Source organism: Occallatibacter sp., assembly GCF_049802275.1.
Classification (GTDB): Bacteria; Acidobacteriota; Terriglobia; order Terriglobales; family Acidobacteriaceae; genus Telmatobacter.
The window spans coordinates 1-17,730 of record NZ_JBARMD010000222.1 but is presented as its reverse complement, the minus strand read 5'-3'; the positions used below and the strand labels follow the sequence as shown (position 1 = coordinate 17,730).

The following is a 17,730-nucleotide window of genomic DNA, read 5'->3' as shown; positions in this document are numbered from 1 at the left end:
GGACCGATTGGCTGAAGAAGTCGCTGACTCGCTTTCACGCTGGATTTGGAACCGCCAAGGACATCGACAATATTCGCTACCTTGCCGAGAACATGATGGGCCGCACGTTCTGCCCGCTCGGCGACGCAGCAGCGATGCCGACTCTTGGATTCGTAAAGAAGTTTCGCAAGGAATTTGAAGATCACCTGGACGGGAAGCCCTGCCCGTTCGCCAAGCACACCGAAATGGCTGTGGTTTAACAGGGGACTGGGAAGACAGAAGAAACGGATGCTCAAATGAGGGATCTAGACAAAATCGAAGCAATGATTCGCGATGGGAAACCTGTCCACATCGAGGCAATGGCGACATTTTTGCAGAGGAAAGCAGACGACGATGCTCGCCCCATTTCCGGGCGAAATGCCGTTGGCCACGTGATGACCAGAGAAGATCGCTTAAAAGTTGCTGCCCGAATAGTAGAGCTGAGCAATCAAGTATTTTCGACGAAGGAGAATGTTGATTACATTGCTCTCAAAATTGGATCCGGTCCAAACAGTAACGCCGTTAGGGTGCGGGACAACCGGGTATCTTTCTTTATTCGATCAACGGAACTCCTAAACAAGGCGAGGGCCGAGGGATTCGAGCCAGAACCATTGAAATCGACAACAGCAGCGAATAAAGACAAGTTCCGTTTTCGGGGTTTGGGTTTGAGCGATATTGAGGCTCACGAGGCGCTCTTTAGCGAGATCGTGAAGGAATCGGTGGAAACAATCATGAACCGGAGACCAAAGCGGAAATAGACACTTATGGCTGACGTAACATTCACAGTCGATGGAAAGAAGCTCACGGCTCCCGCCGGAACGCTGCTGATAGAAGCGTGCCGAAAGGCCGGCATCGAGATTCCTGCGTTCTGCTATTACCCCGGTCTCAGCCTGCAGGCGGCGTGCCGCATGTGCGTAGTGCGCCAGGAAAAAGTGCCGAAGCTTCAGACGGCCTGCACCACGACCGTCGCCGAGGGTCAGGTCTTCACGACGGATTCGCCCGAGATTGCGCAGGCCCGCAAGGCAACGATCGAACTGCTGCTTGGCAATCACCCGCTCGACTGCCCGGTCTGCGACGCCGGCGGTGAGTGCGAATTGCAGGACATGACCTTCAAGTATGGCGCGGGCGAAAGCCTGATGGTCGATGCAAAACGCCATCGTGACGAGCAGCAATGGTCGCCTGCCGTGTTCTATGACCGGCCACGATGCATTCTCTGCTATCGATGCACCCGCATGTGCGGCGAAGGCATGGATGTGTGGGCACTTGGAATTCAGAATCGCGGCGTCAGCTCAACAATTGCGCCTAACCAGGAAGAGCGCCTCGATTGCGAGCAGTGCGGCATGTGCATCGACGTGTGTCCGGTGGGCGCGCTCACCAGCGGCAGCTATCGTTACAAAACCCGGCCATGGGAGATGAACCACGTCTCGGCCGTGTGCACGCATTGCGGCGACGGATGCAAAGTGACGCTGGGAATCCGGCAAGCGAATGACGGTTCGGAAATTGTGCGCGCCGATAATCGCGACAAGAGCGGCATCAACGGCGATTTCCTTTGCGCCAAAGGCCGATTCGGGTTCGATTTCGTCGAGAGCGCCGATAGATTAACCACACCGCTCGTGCGCAATGCGCAGGGCAAACTTGAACCCGCAAGCTGGGAGCAGGCGTTTCGCCTGGCGGGTGCAAAGCTCAAGGAAATTCGAGACAGCAAGGGCGGTGGTTCTATCGGCGTTATTGGCTCGAACCATACAACCAACGAAGAGAATTATCTGTTGCAGAAGTTCGCACGCACCGTTCTCAAGACGAACAATATTGATCACGCGCGAACGACGGACTACGTTGCGTTCGCGCGGGCATTGGCCGGGCACCCAGAAAAGGCCGCAAGCCTGCGCGATATTGCGAGCGCTCCAGCGCTTCTGTTGATCGGCGGCGATCCTACCAACGAGCATCCGCTTCTGGCTTGGAATATCCGAACCGATGTGCGCCTGAACCGCGCGCGCCTCTACGTTGCAAACGAGAAGCAAATCAAGCTGGAGCGGCAAGCCAAGGCTGCTTTGCGTTTGCCGAGCGGCGGGTATTCAGCATTGGCCGCCTACCTCGGCGGCAGCGACGCAACGATCAACAATGCGGCGTTCCGCGAAGCACTGCTCGGCGAGGAAAAGCTGCTGGTCATCTTCGGCGAGGAATATCGCGGATCCGCGGTCGCCGAGCTTGTGAAGTGGGGGTTCGAACGCGGAAACGTTCGCTTCGCTTATCTTGGGGACTACTCCAACTCGCGCGGCGCCGCAGATATGGGCCTGTTGCCCGATCTCCTCCCCGGTTACACACCTGTAAGCGCCGCCGGAGCATTCAATCAGGAATACGCGGGAATGCCGAACACGCCGGGCAAGACACAGCCTGAGATGTTTACAGCGGCCGCGAACGGCGAACTTGAAGCACTGATTGTTGTAGGCGCGAACCCGTTGGCCGAAGGTAACTTCGATGCAAAGGGATTGAATGGCACCTTTGTCATCGCACTCGATATTTTCCTGACCGAAACGGCCGCGGCTGCCGACGTGGTTTTCCCTGCGGCCAGTCTCTACGAAAAGACCGGCACGGTGACAAACACTTTCGGCGATCTGCAGATGACAAGGAAAGCCGCGGATCGCGCTGGCGTCAAGCCGGACTTCGAAATCCTGGTGCGCCTCGCGGAGAGCATGGGTGCACAGGTAAAGGCGCTCGTGCCCTTCGGTAAAGGTGGTGTGACCGCGGACCTTGGGCAGTCCCGTGGCGCGCAGTCGGGTGAGGCGGACCGCCATGCAGTGTGGCTTGCGTCGAATGGACTTGAGCCAAAACTTAGTCCATTTGATCCGCTGGCCCTCCTCGACGAGATCGAGCGCCTGGTGCCGGGTTACAAGTTAGATCGGCTGAACTTGTTCGGCGGAAACGACGTGCGCACAGAGCCTGGGTTCGTTCCGGTTTCTGCTCTCACCTCAACGCAATCCGATCTGGTGCGTCCGGCCCATAATGGATTGTTTACCTCCGGAACGCTGGGGCGATATAGCAACGGACTCAAAGATCTGGAGCAACACCAGGCAGCAGAAGTGGCAGTGGCGGCAGCAGACTGAAGTCGAGAAAGGCTTGAGGCACGTGACGATTTGGCAGTTTTTGTTCTGGAGCTTGCTCAAGGTCGTGGTGGTGACGGTTGTACTGTTGATGGGCGTCGCTTACACGGTTCTGTTGGAACGCAAGCTCGTTGGTCGCATACAAAATCGCTGGGGGCCTAACCGCGTGGGGCCGTTCGGGTTGCTTCAGCCCCTTGTCGACGGTGCGAAATCCTTTCTCAAAGAAGACATCATTCCATCCGGCGTCTACCGGCCGCTCTATCTGCTGGCCCCAATCATTGCCCTGAGTTGTGCTCTCATTTCCATAGGCGTCGTGCCTTTCGGCGACCCTGACATGGTTGGGCCGGGCAATTTTCGTTTCTTCCAGATTGCCGACGTGAACATCGGCCTGCTTGTCATCCTCGGCATCACGTCAATCGGCGTATACGGCATCGCGCTAGCAGGATGGTCCTCCAACAACAAATATTCCCTGCTCGGTTCATTGCGCTCATCGGCTCAGTTAGTAAGCTACGAACTTGCGCTCGGGCTTTCACTTGTTGGTGTAGTAATGCGTGCCGGTTCGCTAAACCTGGACGTGATTGTAAAAAGCCAGTCGAATCACGGCATGCTGAGCTGGAATCTCTTTGGCGGATTTCAATTCGTCGCATTCTTTATCTACCTGATGGCCGCTTACGCTGAAACCAATCGCTCCCCCTTCGATTTGCCTGAGGCCGAAAGCGAACTCACTGCCGGCTACCACACTGAGTACAGTTCAATGAAGTTCGCCATGTTCTTCATGGCCGAATACGGCAACATGATCATGGTGGGTTGCGTAGCTACGCTGCTATTCCTGGGCGGGTGGACAAGCCCGTTCGGCAATCTGCTGCCGACGCCCAACAATTTCATCCTTCGTGCATTCCTCCCCATCTTCTGGTTCGTTCTGAAAGTTTTCAGTTTTCTGTTTCTGTATGTCTGGGTGCGTGGCACACTGCCCCGCTTCCGCTATGACCAGCTTATGAACTATGGATGGCGCTGGCTGATGCCTCTGGCCATCCTCAACATCGTAGGCACAAGCCTCTGGCTCGCCTATCGCTGAGTGCGCACCGAGCAATGGCGTGATCGAATGCAGCGCGCTGCTCATCGATCACCGTTTTTTGAGGGTGCGCTCAGTTAGAATCGGAAGGGATTTCAAGCAGCAGGAACGGCCTGCTCGCACGGTTCCTCCCCTCAACCTGCCGGAACAAACAACCGGCACTCGCCCGTAAGTGACGGAACGATGCACCTGATTCTGTTTATCGTGTTTGCCGCACTCTGCCTGACCGGAGCCGTCAATCTCCTGCTGCAGAAGCACCCCATCAACAGCGCGCTCTCGCTGATTGTGGTGATGACTTCGCTGGCGGTGCTTTACCTGTTACTCGGCGCAGAATTTCTCGCGGCAGCGCAAGTCATCGTCTACGCCGGCGCCATCATGGTGTTGTTCACGTTTGTCGTCATGCTGCTGAATGCGGGTCGCGAAGAGCGCACCCTCGGCAGCCGCGCCGCGCTAACCGTGGGTTTTCCCGCGGTAGTGGCGATCCTGGCGGTGATTGCGACAACCATTCTCCGCGCCCAGGGCCTGGGCAATGCAGCCATAGAAGACCACATCACCAGCACCGCTGATCTGAGCGCTGTGCTCTTCACAAAGCTCCTGCTGCCATTCGAAGTCACTTCCGTTTTGATTCTCGTGGCCATCCTTGGTTCCGTCGCTTTGGCGCGGCAAGGCGATGGAGAAAAGGTGGACACCAAGTGAGCTCATTGCATTTGGTTCAGCAGGAAGTGCCCATCGCATGGTATCTGCTCTTGAGTGCGATACTGTTTTGCCTCGGGGTTGTCGGGTTTCTGATCAAGCGCAACCTGATTACCGTATTCATGTCGATTGAGCTGATGCTCAACGCGGTCAATCTTTCGTTCGTGACATTTGCCCACGAGTGGCACCAGGTGAAGGGGCAGATCTTCGTCTTTTTCGTGATGGTGGTGGCTGCCGCTGAGGCAGCTGTGGGACTCGCCATCATTATTGCTGTTTTTCGCGCCCGCGCTACGCTATCGGTCGACCGGATCGACCTGATGAAACTATGAACGAAAACCTCCATCTCTGGTTGATCCCGCTGCTGCCATTCGCTGGTTTTCTGTTGAATGGGCTGCTCGGAAGTCGATTGCCGAAACCGATCGTTACAGCGATTGCGCTGCTGGCGCCTTTGGGATCGTTGCTGGTTGTGCTGGGCGCCCTCGCATTCTCATTTCAGCCGAACGTCCTGCCACACGTTGAAACCTATGGCCAATGGATCAACGCAGGATCACTGCACATCGATTTCAGCTTTGTGCTCGACCAGCTTTCGCTGGTCATGCTCCTTGTCGTCACCGGCGTTGGTTTCCTGATCCACATCTACTCCGTCGGCTACATGCACGAGGACGAGGGGTACGCGCGCTATTTCTCGTACTTGAACTTGTTCATGTTCTTCATGACGGTTCTCGTACTCGCCGGAAACGGTCTGTTGCTCTTTGTCGGCTGGGAGGGCGTTGGCCTCGCCTCGTATCTCCTTATCGGCTTCTGGTTCCAGAAGACATCTGCCGCCGACGCCGGCAAAAAAGCATTCGTCGTTAACCGCATCGGCGACTTCGGCTTCCTCATCGGGCTGTTTCTGCTGCTGGCCAACTTCGGCACGCTTACCTTCAGCGAAATCGCGGCGAAGTTAGCCGCAAGTCCATCATGGACTGGCGGCGTCCTGACCGCCATTGCGCTCTGTCTCTTCATGGGCGCAACAGGAAAAAGCGCGCAGCTTCCGCTCTACGTCTGGCTGCCCGACGCCATGGAAGGCCCCACGCCGGTATCCGCTCTCATTCATGCGGCAACCATGGTCACGGCTGGCGTTTACATGGTCGTCCGGATGCACTTCCTGTTTGACCGCTCGCCGTTCGCGCTCGACGTGATTGCGATCGTTGGAGCCGCAACCGCAGTCTTCGCAGCACTGATTGCGCTGGTCCAGAACGACATCAAGCGCGTCCTCGCCTACTCCACCATTTCGCAGCTCGGCTACATGTTCCTTGGGTGCGGCGTCGCGGCATATTCCACGGCCATCTTCCACCTGATGACTCATGCGTTTTTCAAGGCGCTCTTCTTTCTCGGTGCGGGTTCGGTGATCCACGCGCTGGGCGGGGAGCAGGACCTGCGCAAAATGGGCGGCCTCCGCAAGAAGATCCCGATCACCTTTTTGGCGATGACCGCTCCGGTCCTTGCAATCACGGGAATACCTCCTTTTTCGGGTTTCTTTTCAAAGGACGCTATCTTATACGAGGACTTTCTTCAGGGCGGCTTTGGCAAGACGCTCTGGTTTGTGGGACTTGTCGCAGCATTGCTCACGTCTTTCTATATCTTCCGGTTGTGGTATCTCGCTTTCCTAGGCGAATCGCGTAACCCTGAGGCTCATCCTCACGAAAGCCCTTGGACCATGCTTGGCCCGCTGGTCATTTTGGCCCTGCTGTCGCTCGCAGGCGGATGGTCAGGCATCCATCGTTTCGCCGCAGATCTCAGCCCTTCCGACGGTCCACTTCCCGAGGGAGGGACAACCGGGCTCGAGTACTTGCTTAGCGCGCTAGCAGTAGCCGTGGCGCTGATCGGCTGGTATATCGCCGATTATTTTTACCGTCGCAAGCCTGAAACCCCCAGGCGCCTTGCCGCCTCATTCCCGGCCGCCTACAAACTCCTGGCAAACAAGTTTTACGTGGACCAGATTTACAGCCACTTTATCGTCAAGCCTCTGCTGGCACTGTCGAAGTACCTGCTTGAGTGGGTTGTCGATGTAGCAATCCTCGGCGGCGCGGCTTGGCTTCTGGCCGGCATTGCCACGCTGGGCGGCGCAATAGTGCAACGCTGGCAATCCGGCAATCTGCGTTCCTACGCGGCATGGCTGGCTCTGGGGGCGGCGGTTTTGCTTGTGTTTGCGCTTGCGCCTTATGTGTTCGGCGCAACTGGAATCGGCATATTGGGAGCGGGGCACTAGGAGATGACAGCGATGGATAGCTCGATACTCACGTTGATTCTCCTGGCGCCATTGGCTGGGGCGGTGCTGGTCGCGCTGCTGCCCGATCGCGGGAAGCTGTCCGCGTGGCTTGCGCTGCTGACAACATTGGCCACCTTTGGCCTCACTCTTCATCTTCCGGCGCATTTTGTGCATCAGTCCGATTTTCAGTTTGTCGTCAATCGGCAATGGATTGAGAATCCAGCAATCTACTATCACGTTGGTGTCGACGGGCTCAGCATGTGGCTGACTGTCCTCGTCGGGCTGCTTGGTCCTGTTGGCGTGCTGGCAAGCTGGAACTCAATCAATCGCCGGCAGAAGGTTTTCTATTCGCTCTTTCTCCTGCAACAGACGGCGATGTATGGTGTCTTTATCTCGCTTGACCTGATGCTCTACTACGGCTTCTGGGAACTGTCGCTGGTTCCCATGGCGATCCTGATTGCGATGTACGGCCGCAAGGAAGGCTCGCGAGCGGCGATCAAGTTCTTCCTCTTCACCTTTATTCCTTCGGCCCCGCTGCTTGTCGCGATTCTTTACCTGTATGCCCGAACCGGCACATTCAACTTCAGTGAATTGCAATTAAACATCGCCGCTGGTGTCGTACCGGCAGGCGCGCTCTTCTGGGTTGCCCTGGCATTCCTGTTCGCGTTCGCTGTTAAGGTGCCTGTCTTCCCGCTGCACGGCTGGCTTGCCGATACTTTCGGAGAAGCGCCTGTCGCAATGGCCATGGTCGTTGCGGGTAAGCTGGGCCTCTATTCGATGCTCCGCTTCCATGTCGGCCTCTTCCCTGTCCAGTCAAAAGCCATCGCGCCCTTGATGGTCACGCTGGCGGTCATCGGTATCTTGTACGGTGCGTGCCTTGCCCTTGTACAGCGCGACTTCTGGCGATTCCTCGCATTTGCTGCGCTCAGTCACCTCAGCCTGATCACGCTCGGCGTCTATGGATTCACCTTCACCGGCTGGACCGGCGCGACCTATCAGATCCTCAACAATGAACTGATTGATGCAGCTCTGTTCGTATTGTTTGGTGCTCTCGAACTTCGTTATGCAACATCGCAGATCGCATCCTATGGCGGCCTGGCAAAGCGGACTCCGCGGCTTGCAACCCTTTTTGTGATCGTGTCCCTCGCCATGATTGGCCTGCCGCTCTTGAATGGATTCGTCGGTGAATTCCTGATCCTGTCGAGCACGTTTGCAGGTGTAAGCCAACGCTGGGCCGTTGTTGCGACGCTGGGTGTGATCCTCAGTGCCGCGTATATGTTGTGGGTGGTACAGCGAATCTTCTACGGCCCGGAAAGCAAGATGGCGCTCACAGGCGCACCGGACCTGCGGCTTGGCGAACAGTTGGTGCTTTGGCCTCTGGCCATATTGATGCTGGTAATGGGTGTTTCTCCAAATTTCTGGCTGCACACCATCGAGATGGCACCCAAACCGATCATGCTTCAACAATCGCGATCGATTGAAATGCTGGGGCAGCCTGCTGTAACTCAAGGCGCGAATGATGGGGAGGTTCAGCGGTGAATTCAGTTCCTGACATATACCGCATCCTTCCCGAGGTGATTCTCACCATCACCGGAGTGCTGGTCATGCTCGCAGATGCGTCGCTCGCACCTGCACGGCCACGGCGTCCTCTGGGATGGGTTGCTGCAATTGGCACAACCGTTGCTTTATGGGCGAGCCTCTGGCAGCTTTCTCTGCCTGCCGGTACCGGCTTTTCAGAGACAGTCGAGACCAGCCCGTTTACCGTGTTCTTCCACGTGCTGATCTGCGGGATCGTCCTTGTCACGTTGCTTCTCTCGCTCGATACGCTACCCGGGGACAGCCATCACCAGGGCGAGTATTACGCGCTCATCACATTTGGCGCGGTCGGCATGTGCCTGATGACCGGCGCCGTCGAGTTGCTGGTCGTCTTCATTGCCCTGGAGATCTCCTCAATCTCCACTTACATTCTCGCGGGCTATCGCAAGCAGACTGGCCGCGGACCTGAATCCGCTATCAAGTACTTTCTGCTTGGATCGTTTGCCACTGCATTTCTCCTCTACGGAATTGCGATGGCCTTCGGTGCGACCGGAACGACCTCCGTATACGAAATCGCACGTAGTGCCTCAACTGCCCAAAATCAGGGATTTGTGCACGCGGCCCTGGCACTGATGCTGGTCGGAATTTTGTTCAAGGTATCCGCTGCTCCGTTCCATGTTTGGACGCCAGACGTTTATGAAGGCGCGCCCTCGCCGGTTGTAGCGCTCATGTCGACGGCACCCAAGGCGGCAGCATTCGCATTCTTGCTGCGCATCGTGTACGAAATGTTTCCGACGCTTCGGGCGGTCTGGTCCCCGGTTCTCTGGCTCGTCGCTGTTCTCTCCATGACCATCGGAAATCTTGCCGCGCTACGACAGCAGAACGTTAAGCGGATGCTGGCCTATTCCTCTATCGCGCACGCCGGCTACCTGCTTGCCGCCTTTGCGGCGTTCGGAACCAGTGGCATTGCGGCAGCCAGTTTCTACACCGCCGCTTATGCCGCGATGAACGTGGGAATCTTCGCCGTGGTCACGCTTGCAGGCGGCTATAACGACGAAAGACCGCTGATCGAGGACTATAAAGGACTGATCTATCGTTCGCCGCTGCTCGGCAGCCTGTTGATTTTCTTCCTCGTGTCTCTCGTCGGCATCCCATTCACGGGTGGATTCTTCGGCAAGTTCTACTCCTTTTCCGCCGCTGTGGGTGGAGGAGCGATCGTACTTGCCATCATTGGATTGCTGAACTCGGGCCTGGCGGCGGCATACTATCTGCGGTTCGCCTTTGCCGCTGCGCAGAGCCCCGATGATGAGGCCGCGGAAGTCCGATCGCCGATCATGTCGATGGGAATTGCCGTCGGTGCGGCGCTCCTGTTCGCCGTCGGCGCCACTCTCGTCCTCGGAATTGCGCCAGGGGATATACTGCACGCGACTGAAGCTGGAGCGCACACCCTGCAAGCCCCTCCCGCGGCTCCTGTACCGGCAGAAGTTACAGCGACACAGGCAAACCAGTAACTGGGTCAGGCTGCTTTGTTTCCGTTTCAATCTCAGCCGCACCGGGACGCCTGAACAGGTTCAGATAGAAATCAATAGCCATTCCAAGAACCTTTCGATCCTCGTAGGTTTCTGCCACCCATCTGCGCGCGGCCGCCGACATGCGCCTGCACCGATCCGGGGCGCGCAACAACCCGACCACGGCCTCGCAAATCGCATCTGGATAGCCCGGTGGAACGAGCAGCCCCGTCACTTCCGGAATCACCGCGTCTCGTGAGCCCGTGCAATGCGTCGCTATAACGGGAACGCCGGAAGCCGCAGCCTCGAGGACCGCATTGGGAAAACCCTCTCGCCAGGACGGCAAAACCATCAGATCCATTGCACTGTAGTACGGAGCCGTGTCCGCCACGAAGCCCGTGCAGATAATTCGGGGGTGGCCCTCGATCCGCGCTCTCATCCCGACATCCAATGCATCCTCAGCAGCGTCAAACCAACCCACCAGCAACAAATATGCGCGCGGTTCACGGCCAAGAATCGCGGCAAACGCTTCGAGCAATTCAGGAAGCCCCTTATCCGCGGTCAGCCGACCGACGAAACCAATGACCCGAGCCTCGCGCGGGATCCCCAGTTTTTGGCGAGCTAACGACGGCCCAGGTGCGAATCGCGAAAGGTCCACACCGTTACTACTCCCCTCTCCCAGGACAACAAGTTTCGAAGCCGGAGCGATTCCCAGGGCCAGCGCTCGTGCGCGCAGACTCCGGCTGTTGCATAGCACCGTATGCGCGCAAGACGAGGCAATGCGTTCCGCCGATAGCAACAGCCACCGCTTCAATCCCCGTGCCGTTTCTAGTTTGAGGCCTCTCAGCAGGTAAATCCTGGTTGGTATCCGACACAGGCAGGCTGCCACACTTCCCAGGAGCCCGGCCTTTGGAGTGCTGAACTCGACAATCTCCGGCGAGAGCCGGGTTAGCAAACGGAATATGCGGACGAAGGCGACAACGTCAGCAAATGGCGAGAGGCCACGTTCCATGGGAATGGCGTAGGCACCGACATGCTCGCTTTGAGCAATTCCTTCAAGTAACTCTCCCGGCGCAGAAAGCAGGGATACGCGAAAGCCCGCTTCTCTCAGAGCTCGGACCCTGCTTGTGAGCACAAGGCAGGTCTGAGCGCTCGTTACGCCTAGAAGGATATGTGGCTGCCTCGAAGGATCGCGAGTTTCTTCGCCCGCTCTTGAGGATTCCGCATCGAGCATCTTCGAGCAGACCTTCGCCGGAGCCTTAGAAGATGGAGATGAAAGAGTATGCGGCCGCCGGGGCGCTTTCTTGAATTCAGCGAAACTGTATCATTTTGCTTCACTTTCGTTTGTGAGACAGGTCACTTCTGCGACGCCTTGGTGTCCGCTACCCTGCAGCCTGGGTAGCTATGGCTTCTGCGCGACGTGCGAAGGTGCTTTTGCTCATTCCGCACCTTGGCGGCGGAGGTGCGGAACACATTGCCGCCACTCTCATGCAATATCTAAGTGCTAAAAAGTACGAATTGCACCTGGGGTTGATGACGGCGTCGGTCCAGGCACCAGAGGATCCCCTTCCATCGAATGTGATCCACACTCTAGGTGCTGGCCGAGTTCGCTTCGGCGCCTGGAGACTTCTGCGACTGGTTTGGCGGTTGCGTCCGGCAGTGATTTTGTCGGGAATGGCTCACCTCAACCTGCTCGTGCTCGCACTCCGGCCTCTCTTCCCGGCTCGTACGCGTGTCTTCGTGCGTCAGAATGGCGCGCTCTCAGCCACGCTTGCGACCTGGCGGAATCCGGGGCTCGCGCGCAGGATCTACGCCGCCGTATACAAACACGCTGACAGGGTGATTTGCCAGACGCGCTCAATGGCAGAGGAACTCCAAACTGAGCTTGGCGTCGACAGCGCAAAACTAACCGTTCTGCCAAATCCTGTCGACGTTCGGGGAATACGCGAGGCCGCCACTGGAGCAAAAGACGTACTCACATCGCCCGGTCCACATCTCTTGGCGATTGCAAGATTGGCAAGGGAAAAAGGGATTGACCTGCTCCTCGAAGCCTTCGCAGGAGTACTTCGCAGTTTTCCCGATGCGGATCTTGAAATCGCCGGCGTGGGTTCGTGCGAGTCCGCTCTCCGGGCGCAATGTGAAAAGATTGGAATCGAAGAGCGAGTGAAATTCCTGGGCAACGTTGCTGAACCAGCTTCTCACTTCCGCGGCGCATCTCTGTTTGTTCTCTCATCGCGTCACGAGGGAATGCCCAATGCGTTGCTTGAGGCTGCGGCTGCAGGACTTCCCATCGCCGCAGTGCCCTCATCGCCAGGTCTGGGGGAGCTTTTAGCCACGCAACCGGGGGTCTGGCTGGCAAGCGAGATCGCCGCAAAAGCCCTTGAAAATGCTCTGTGCGCGGCCCTCTCCTCAATCCACTCAGGACAGCGGTTTCAGCACTCATGGATCGAGCCGTTCGATCTGACGAATGCGATCCCTGCTTATGAAGATGTGATCGACTGTGCCCTGCAGGAAAGCGCAACGTGAAGCACGTCTCCTATGTAATTCCGACCCTCGATCGCATTGGCGGGGCAGAGCAGCAAGTCCTTTTGCTGGCAACGGGAATGGCCCGGAGAGGCTGGAAGGTAAGTATTATCGCCCTTGCGGGATCCGGAAGCGATGTAGCGCAGAGGCTGGAAACAGCGGGAATCGCCTTCCGCAGTCTTGAAATGCGTAAGGGCCTCGCGGATCCTCGCGGGTGGATTCGGCTTCACCTCTGGATCAAGCAAAATTGTCCCGACATCGTCCACGCGCACTTGCCTCATGCATCATTGCTGGCACGCTGGTCACGGCTCGCAGCACCAGTTCGAGTCGTGATTGACACGATTCATTCGCCGGCTCCTGGCGGCGTTCTCCGCTGGCTTGGATATACCGCCAGCACCGCGCTGCCTGACGTCGTAACCGCCGTCAGCCGGACAGCTGCCGATCCATGGCTGCATTCAGGAATGGTGAACGAAGGGCGACTCGCGATCATTCCCAATGGTGTAGATCTGTATCGTTGGAAGCGCGATGATGAGGTCCGCAAAGCGATGCGCGCTCAACTTCGATTGACGAATGAGTTTCTCTGGCTGTCTGTGGGAAGGCTCGATCCCGTCAAGGATCACGCGAGTCTCTTGCAGGCTTTCGCACACCTATCTCCAAAGGCCCGATTAGTGATTGCCGGGGATGGTCGTCTTAAGGAACAGCTAAGCTCACTCGTGCAGGATCTCGGCTTGAGCGACCGCGTGCAGCTTCCCGGATTCCAAACCGACGTGTTGCCCTGGATGCGTGCGGCGGACGGTTTTGTTCTCTGTTCGCGATGGGAAGGATTGCCGATCGCTTTGCTGGAAGCGGGCGCGTGCCGGCTGCCGGCCGTAATCACAGACATCGCGGGTGCACGTGAAGTGCTTCCGGAAGCTCAGCGGGATCGAGCCGTTCCCTGTGGAGATGCGGGTGCGCTCGCGGCGGCGATGGAAGCGATGATGTGCCTCACCGACCTCGAACGGGACGACTTCGGTAGAGAGCAACACAAGTCAGTGCGGGATAGGTTCAGTCTGGAGGCAGTACTTGACCTATGGGAGAATCTTTACCAGTGCCGGCTGGAAAACAATCCTCAACCTTCGCGATTTGGAAAGTCAGCGTCATCTTTGGGGAGCACTCTCCAACTCCAATAGCCGAGAAAGACAAGCGTACTTGCGCTCCAAAGCGATGTTGCCAGCGCGATGCCGGCAACCCCGAACCGCCGCATCAGCAGCAAGTTCAGAACAACGTCCAATGCAAGATTCAACAGCCCGCAATAGAAGACAAGATCGGTGCGGCGCATTGCCACCAGGAACCGATAGTAGACGCGGCTGCAGACGAAAAACGGAATCTGCAGAGCGTACATGACCAGGACAGACGAAACCGCGGAGGTGTCGCGCGGCCCGAACACGCCATGCTCGAAGGTCACGCGTACGAGTACCCGCGCTCCGAATATGATCGCGGCAGCAACAATCGTTGCGATACACGCCGACCACAGGGCCCAGGTGCGTAGTGTTCGCCGACATGCGCTCCAGTCTCCGTGCGCCGCCAGTTCCGAAAAGAACGGAGTTACAGCAGAGGAAAAGGCTCCGCCCAGCATCGCCAGCGCCACACTCACGAAACGGCCTGCATACGCCAGTGCGGAGACACTTCCCGCCGGAAGCATCGCGGCCATGGACTGATCGACGAGAAGTCCACCGGATGCCACCAGCCCGCTTAGAAATACCGGCCCGTACTGTCGCGCGACTTCCCAGGTGGCTTCGCACATTCCATACCATCGCAGCGTGAGTCGATAGCCGCAGGCATTCATCATGGTTCCGGTCCAGATTGCGTGCAGCAGGGCTCCGGCAACTGTCGCGTACACCATGGTCCAAATTCCGAACCTGCTCGCAAAGAGGGGAACGGCCACCATGATTGCCAGCGGTGTGACAATGGGTGCGAGTGCGGGCAATGCGAAACTTCCTGCAGTACCGAGAACAGCGGTGGAGAGCGATGCGATCCCGGTGAGAACGATCACCGGCAGTAATCCGTAAAAGAGGTGCACGGCAAGATCTAACTTGCCCGGCGCAAAATGTGATCCGATCAAGGGGAAAACGAATCGCGCCGACAGCGCCATCCCTATCGATGCAAGTACCAGCAAAAGGCAGATGCCAACCAACGAATTGGACAGCAGTTGCTGAGCGCGCTCGCGACCTTCTGAGGTTCTGACCCGCACCAACGTGGGGATCAGGGCCTGGTTCATCGATTCCGAAACGATGTTGATGAGGAGTCCGGGAATCAACGCCGCAATAAGAAACGCCTCGAGTTCGTCGCTGCGCCCGTAGATTCCCGCCACAGCGAATTCCTTCACCGTGGCGGCAAGCTTAACAACCAGCGCGGCCAGAGCTACCGCAGAAGCAGCGTTGAGGATGCGGCGATTGATGGTCGATGGAACGGGTATGGAAGCAGAACTCATCGGAGCGGCTCGGCCATTCGCCACTCGACACCTCGAACTGGACGGGAATATTCAGGTTCCAATTCGTCATGTTCATGTTTGGTGAGACGATGGATGAGCGCGATCACCGCCAGCAGAAGCCATGTCGTCCGGCTCTCGCCCACAGTGCCAACAAGAGTCGAGATCATCCACACCGCCATTAGCGTCATCAATGCAATGCGGACCGTCCCACGCATGGTCAATATCGACCGCATTGAAACGGCGACAATTGCCGTTGCGATTACGAGACCGCAGAGACCGGCCTCAACGAGAATCGAAAGGACGGTGTTGTGCGCAGTGTCGATCGGAGCCAGCGCTGCCGCGGTGACGAATGAACCGGCACCATGGCCACAGAAAGGAGCCTTGAGAAACGCTTGCCATCCCGCCGACCATATGTTGACGCGCTGATTCAGATCTCCGTTTTGCAACTGCTCGCTGATAGACCCGATGCGCTCTAATGTCTCCCGCGGTAATCCTATCCAGATTGCTCCGGCAACAGCCGGCAGTACCAGCAATCCACCCAAAACGCGCTTCGGATACCGTCGAAACAGGAGCACTGCACATCCGGACAAAGCAGCAAGCGCAGCCAGAAATCCCCCTCGCGAGGCCGTGAGCAAGACGCCTGCAAAACCTAGAGGAAAGTAACCGGCACCCAGCAATTTGCCGGGCCATTTCTCTGACCCGCTGAGGAGGAGGGCGGCAATCGGAAACCCGAGATCGAGAAAGCGTGCAACATCATTTGGATCCTGGCCGACGGCCGCGAACCGAACCTGATCCACCGAGCCTGGATAACTGGATACATAGTTTGCAATTGTAAGGATTGCCAGAACCCATGAACCTGCGAGCCAAACACGCATCAGGTTGCGTAAATCGTCGTGACTCTCAGCAAACTCCCAGATCAGCCAGACGATCATCATCTCCTGCAAATAGCCGCGAAGCTTCATCAGCGTCGTATCTGGCACGGTCGTCCAGAAAAAGGAACAGCAGAGCCAGAGATAGAGAGCCAGCGTCAACCATTGCAAAGGTCCGGGCCTGCGTATTTTTCCCGATTGGAGAAGGGCTGGAATCGCGGCCACAAGTACAAGCAGTCCGGTAATGCGAGCGATGTTGCCGAGCGGAGCACCCAGATCCAGCGAGTATTCCCACGGGATGGTAAACACGAAGATAAGCAGCAGGGCCCACGCGATTCGCCGCATGCCGCTAGAACCGCTGCGAGTAGACCAAGCCCGCATAAATGCTGACGCCCACCGCAGACTGAACTACCGACTCCATCGTCCGGTTGAAGAGGTTTTTCGCCATCGAGTCGGGAACGAAGATGATGTCTCGGTCACGGATAGGAATATCGGGATCGAGACCGCGCAGCATCCGCTTCAGGTCGAGCTTTGTGACAGTACGGCCACCTGGTTCCTCACGAATGAGAATGGCCTTTGACAGAGCTGCGTTTTGTCCGGGGCCCCACGCGAGAGACAAAACCTGTACAAGTGTCGCTGTTTGCGCAGGGTCAACCGGAAATCCACCTGGCCGGATGACATCTCCCACGACGTATACAAGGCCTGCACGGCTTACCTGTACCGTGTCACCCGGCAGCAACTCCGGATTGTGATCGACAGCCGTATCTGTGCCAGCGGGATCCAGCACCACGGGATGAATCGTTTTGGGATCATCCCGATGGATAATCACAACGAGACGACCGGCACTGGGGCTTAGACCCGAGGCCGATGAAATCAGATCGAGCAGGCGGTGATGCACCGTGTAGCTGTAGATTCCCGGCCTCGTCACTTCGCCCAAAACCGACACATCCTGTCCCGCGTATGCTGTCACCAAAACCGTAACCTGTGGATGCAGCAGCATGCCGCGTTCGATCAGTGCGGCATTGATTGCGCGGGCGGCAGCTGTCTCATCCATGCCGCCAATATGCACTTCGCCGGCGAGAGTCACCGTCACCGCACCCGACTCCGAGACGCGCACCGAAGCGCGTATCTCCGGCGTGTGCGCCTCGGAGATATCGAGCAAATCGCCCGGACCAATCGGAGCGGCCATCAGCACTCCCGCAGAAGCAGCCGCGCCTGGAGGCACGCCCGCCTGGTTTACGCCCTGCGGAGAATCCCATACCACGGGGGCATCTTTCGCATTGGGATGATTCTTCGTCTCGGCGGATTGCGGAATGCGCGCTACGCCTGTCGGTAATCCCGATGTGCTTGGTGTCGGCGCCTGTGCACGGCTTAAGCTGCCGATCGCAGCGACGAGTAAGAGCAGGATTGCCGTCTGTGTCGCTTTTGAGCGGAGCGATTCACGCATGAGTACTCCTGCCATTGCCGTCCACATGGAGGCAAATAACATAATCGCCATATAAACCAGGAAGTCCGGTGATACCGGTTTTACCGGCTGGCGTGCGTAATCGACGACAGAGAGTTCGGTGCCATGGCTGCCAGCCGCGAGGTTCGCCTCCTCCACCTGCTGCGAAACTCTGAGATAAACGTCGTGATTCGCATTCGCTTCCTGCCGCATCACCGCATATTTCAACGCCGCTTCATTCAGCTTCA

Annotated in this window: 15 protein-coding genes; 11 read left to right on the top strand and 4 right to left on the bottom strand. The window is 57.5% G+C overall.

The genetic code is table 11. The features are described from left to right. The 9 genes from WA354_RS07895 to WA354_RS07855 form a co-directional block, all read left to right on the top strand. The coding region (locus WA354_RS07895; RefSeq protein ID WP_472812456.1) for an NADH-ubiquinone oxidoreductase-F iron-sulfur binding region domain-containing protein at positions 1 to 239 on the top strand (239 nt) is incomplete at its 5' end. A gap of 36 nt (positions 240 to 275) precedes the next feature. Beyond that, on the top strand, positions 276 to 776 hold the full coding sequence (locus WA354_RS07890; RefSeq protein ID WP_472812455.1) for a hypothetical protein: 501 nt from the start codon (positions 276 to 278) through the stop codon (positions 774 to 776). Positions 777 to 782: 6 nt separating this feature from the next. Next, a complete protein-coding gene (nuoG, locus tag WA354_RS07885; RefSeq protein WP_472812454.1) occupies positions 783 to 3,119 on the top strand; it encodes an NADH-quinone oxidoreductase subunit NuoG in 2,337 nt (778 codons plus the stop codon). A 13-nt stretch (positions 3,120 to 3,132) separates the two neighbouring features. Beyond that, positions 3,133 to 4,191: an NADH-quinone oxidoreductase subunit NuoH gene (nuoH, locus tag WA354_RS07880; protein ID WP_472812453.1), complete on the top strand. Its 1,059-nt coding sequence runs from the start codon at positions 3,133 to 3,135 to the stop codon at positions 4,189 to 4,191. Positions 4,192 to 4,371: 180 nt separating this feature from the next. After that, positions 4,372 to 4,884 carry an NADH-quinone oxidoreductase subunit J family protein gene (locus WA354_RS07875; RefSeq protein ID WP_472812452.1) on the top strand — a complete coding sequence of 171 codons (513 nt, stop codon included), beginning with the start codon at positions 4,372 to 4,374 and terminating at the stop codon, positions 4,882 to 4,884. After that, the gene (gene nuoK, locus WA354_RS07870; protein WP_472812451.1) at positions 4,881 to 5,210 is read left to right on the top strand and encodes an NADH-quinone oxidoreductase subunit NuoK; all 330 of its coding nucleotides are present in this window, start codon (positions 4,881 to 4,883) and stop codon (positions 5,208 to 5,210) included. The genes WA354_RS07875 and nuoK overlap by 4 nt, the downstream gene beginning before the upstream one ends. Further along, the gene (gene nuoL, locus WA354_RS07865) at positions 5,207 to 7,132 is read left to right on the top strand and encodes an NADH-quinone oxidoreductase subunit L (protein ID WP_472812450.1); all 1,926 of its coding nucleotides are present in this window, start codon (positions 5,207 to 5,209) and stop codon (positions 7,130 to 7,132) included. Before nuoK ends, nuoL begins: the two co-directional genes overlap by 4 nt. A gap of 12 nt (positions 7,133 to 7,144) precedes the next feature. Then, positions 7,145 to 8,671, top strand: a complete 1,527-nt coding sequence (locus WA354_RS07860; RefSeq protein ID WP_472812449.1) for a complex I subunit 4 family protein — start codon at positions 7,145 to 7,147, stop codon at positions 8,669 to 8,671. Next, positions 8,668 to 10,179 carry an NADH-quinone oxidoreductase subunit N gene (locus WA354_RS07855; RefSeq protein ID WP_472812448.1) on the top strand — a complete coding sequence of 504 codons (1,512 nt, stop codon included), beginning with the start codon at positions 8,668 to 8,670 and terminating at the stop codon, positions 10,177 to 10,179. The genes WA354_RS07860 and WA354_RS07855 overlap by 4 nt, the downstream gene beginning before the upstream one ends. On the opposite strand, the gene WA354_RS07850 is transcribed toward WA354_RS07855, so the two are convergent. Next, positions 10,154 to 11,410, bottom strand: coding sequence for a glycosyltransferase family 4 protein (locus WA354_RS07850; protein WP_472812447.1), 1,257 nt, complete (start codon positions 11,408 to 11,410; stop codon positions 10,154 to 10,156). The two genes, WA354_RS07855 and WA354_RS07850, sit on opposite strands and share 26 nt — an antisense overlap. Positions 11,411 to 11,580: 170 nt before the next feature. Here WA354_RS07850 and WA354_RS07845 point away from each other — a divergent pair, with 170 nt between their 5' ends. Beyond that, positions 11,581 to 12,702: a glycosyltransferase gene (locus WA354_RS07845; RefSeq protein WP_472812446.1), complete on the top strand. Its 1,122-nt coding sequence runs from the start codon at positions 11,581 to 11,583 to the stop codon at positions 12,700 to 12,702. Continuing rightward, positions 12,699 to 13,868 (top strand): glycosyltransferase, encoded by a 1,170-nt coding sequence (locus WA354_RS07840; protein ID WP_472812445.1) that lies wholly within the window; start codon positions 12,699 to 12,701, stop codon positions 13,866 to 13,868. Before WA354_RS07845 ends, WA354_RS07840 begins: the two co-directional genes overlap by 4 nt. On the opposite strand, the gene murJ is transcribed toward WA354_RS07840, so the two are convergent. The 3 genes from murJ to WA354_RS07825 form a co-directional block, all read right to left on the bottom strand. Further along, positions 13,808 to 15,169 (bottom strand): murein biosynthesis integral membrane protein MurJ, encoded by a 1,362-nt coding sequence (gene murJ / locus WA354_RS07835; RefSeq protein ID WP_472812444.1) that lies wholly within the window; start codon positions 15,167 to 15,169, stop codon positions 13,808 to 13,810. The two genes, WA354_RS07840 and murJ, sit on opposite strands and share 61 nt — an antisense overlap. Further along, positions 15,166 to 16,383, bottom strand: a complete 1,218-nt coding sequence (locus tag WA354_RS07830) for an O-antigen ligase family protein (RefSeq protein ID WP_472812443.1) — start codon at positions 16,381 to 16,383, stop codon at positions 15,166 to 15,168. The genes murJ and WA354_RS07830 overlap by 4 nt, the downstream gene beginning before the upstream one ends. Before the next feature lie 4 nt (positions 16,384 to 16,387). Further along, positions 16,388 to 17,730, bottom strand: a 1,343-nt coding sequence (locus WA354_RS07825) for a polysaccharide biosynthesis/export family protein (RefSeq protein ID WP_472812442.1), incomplete at its 5' end; no start/stop codon positions are given.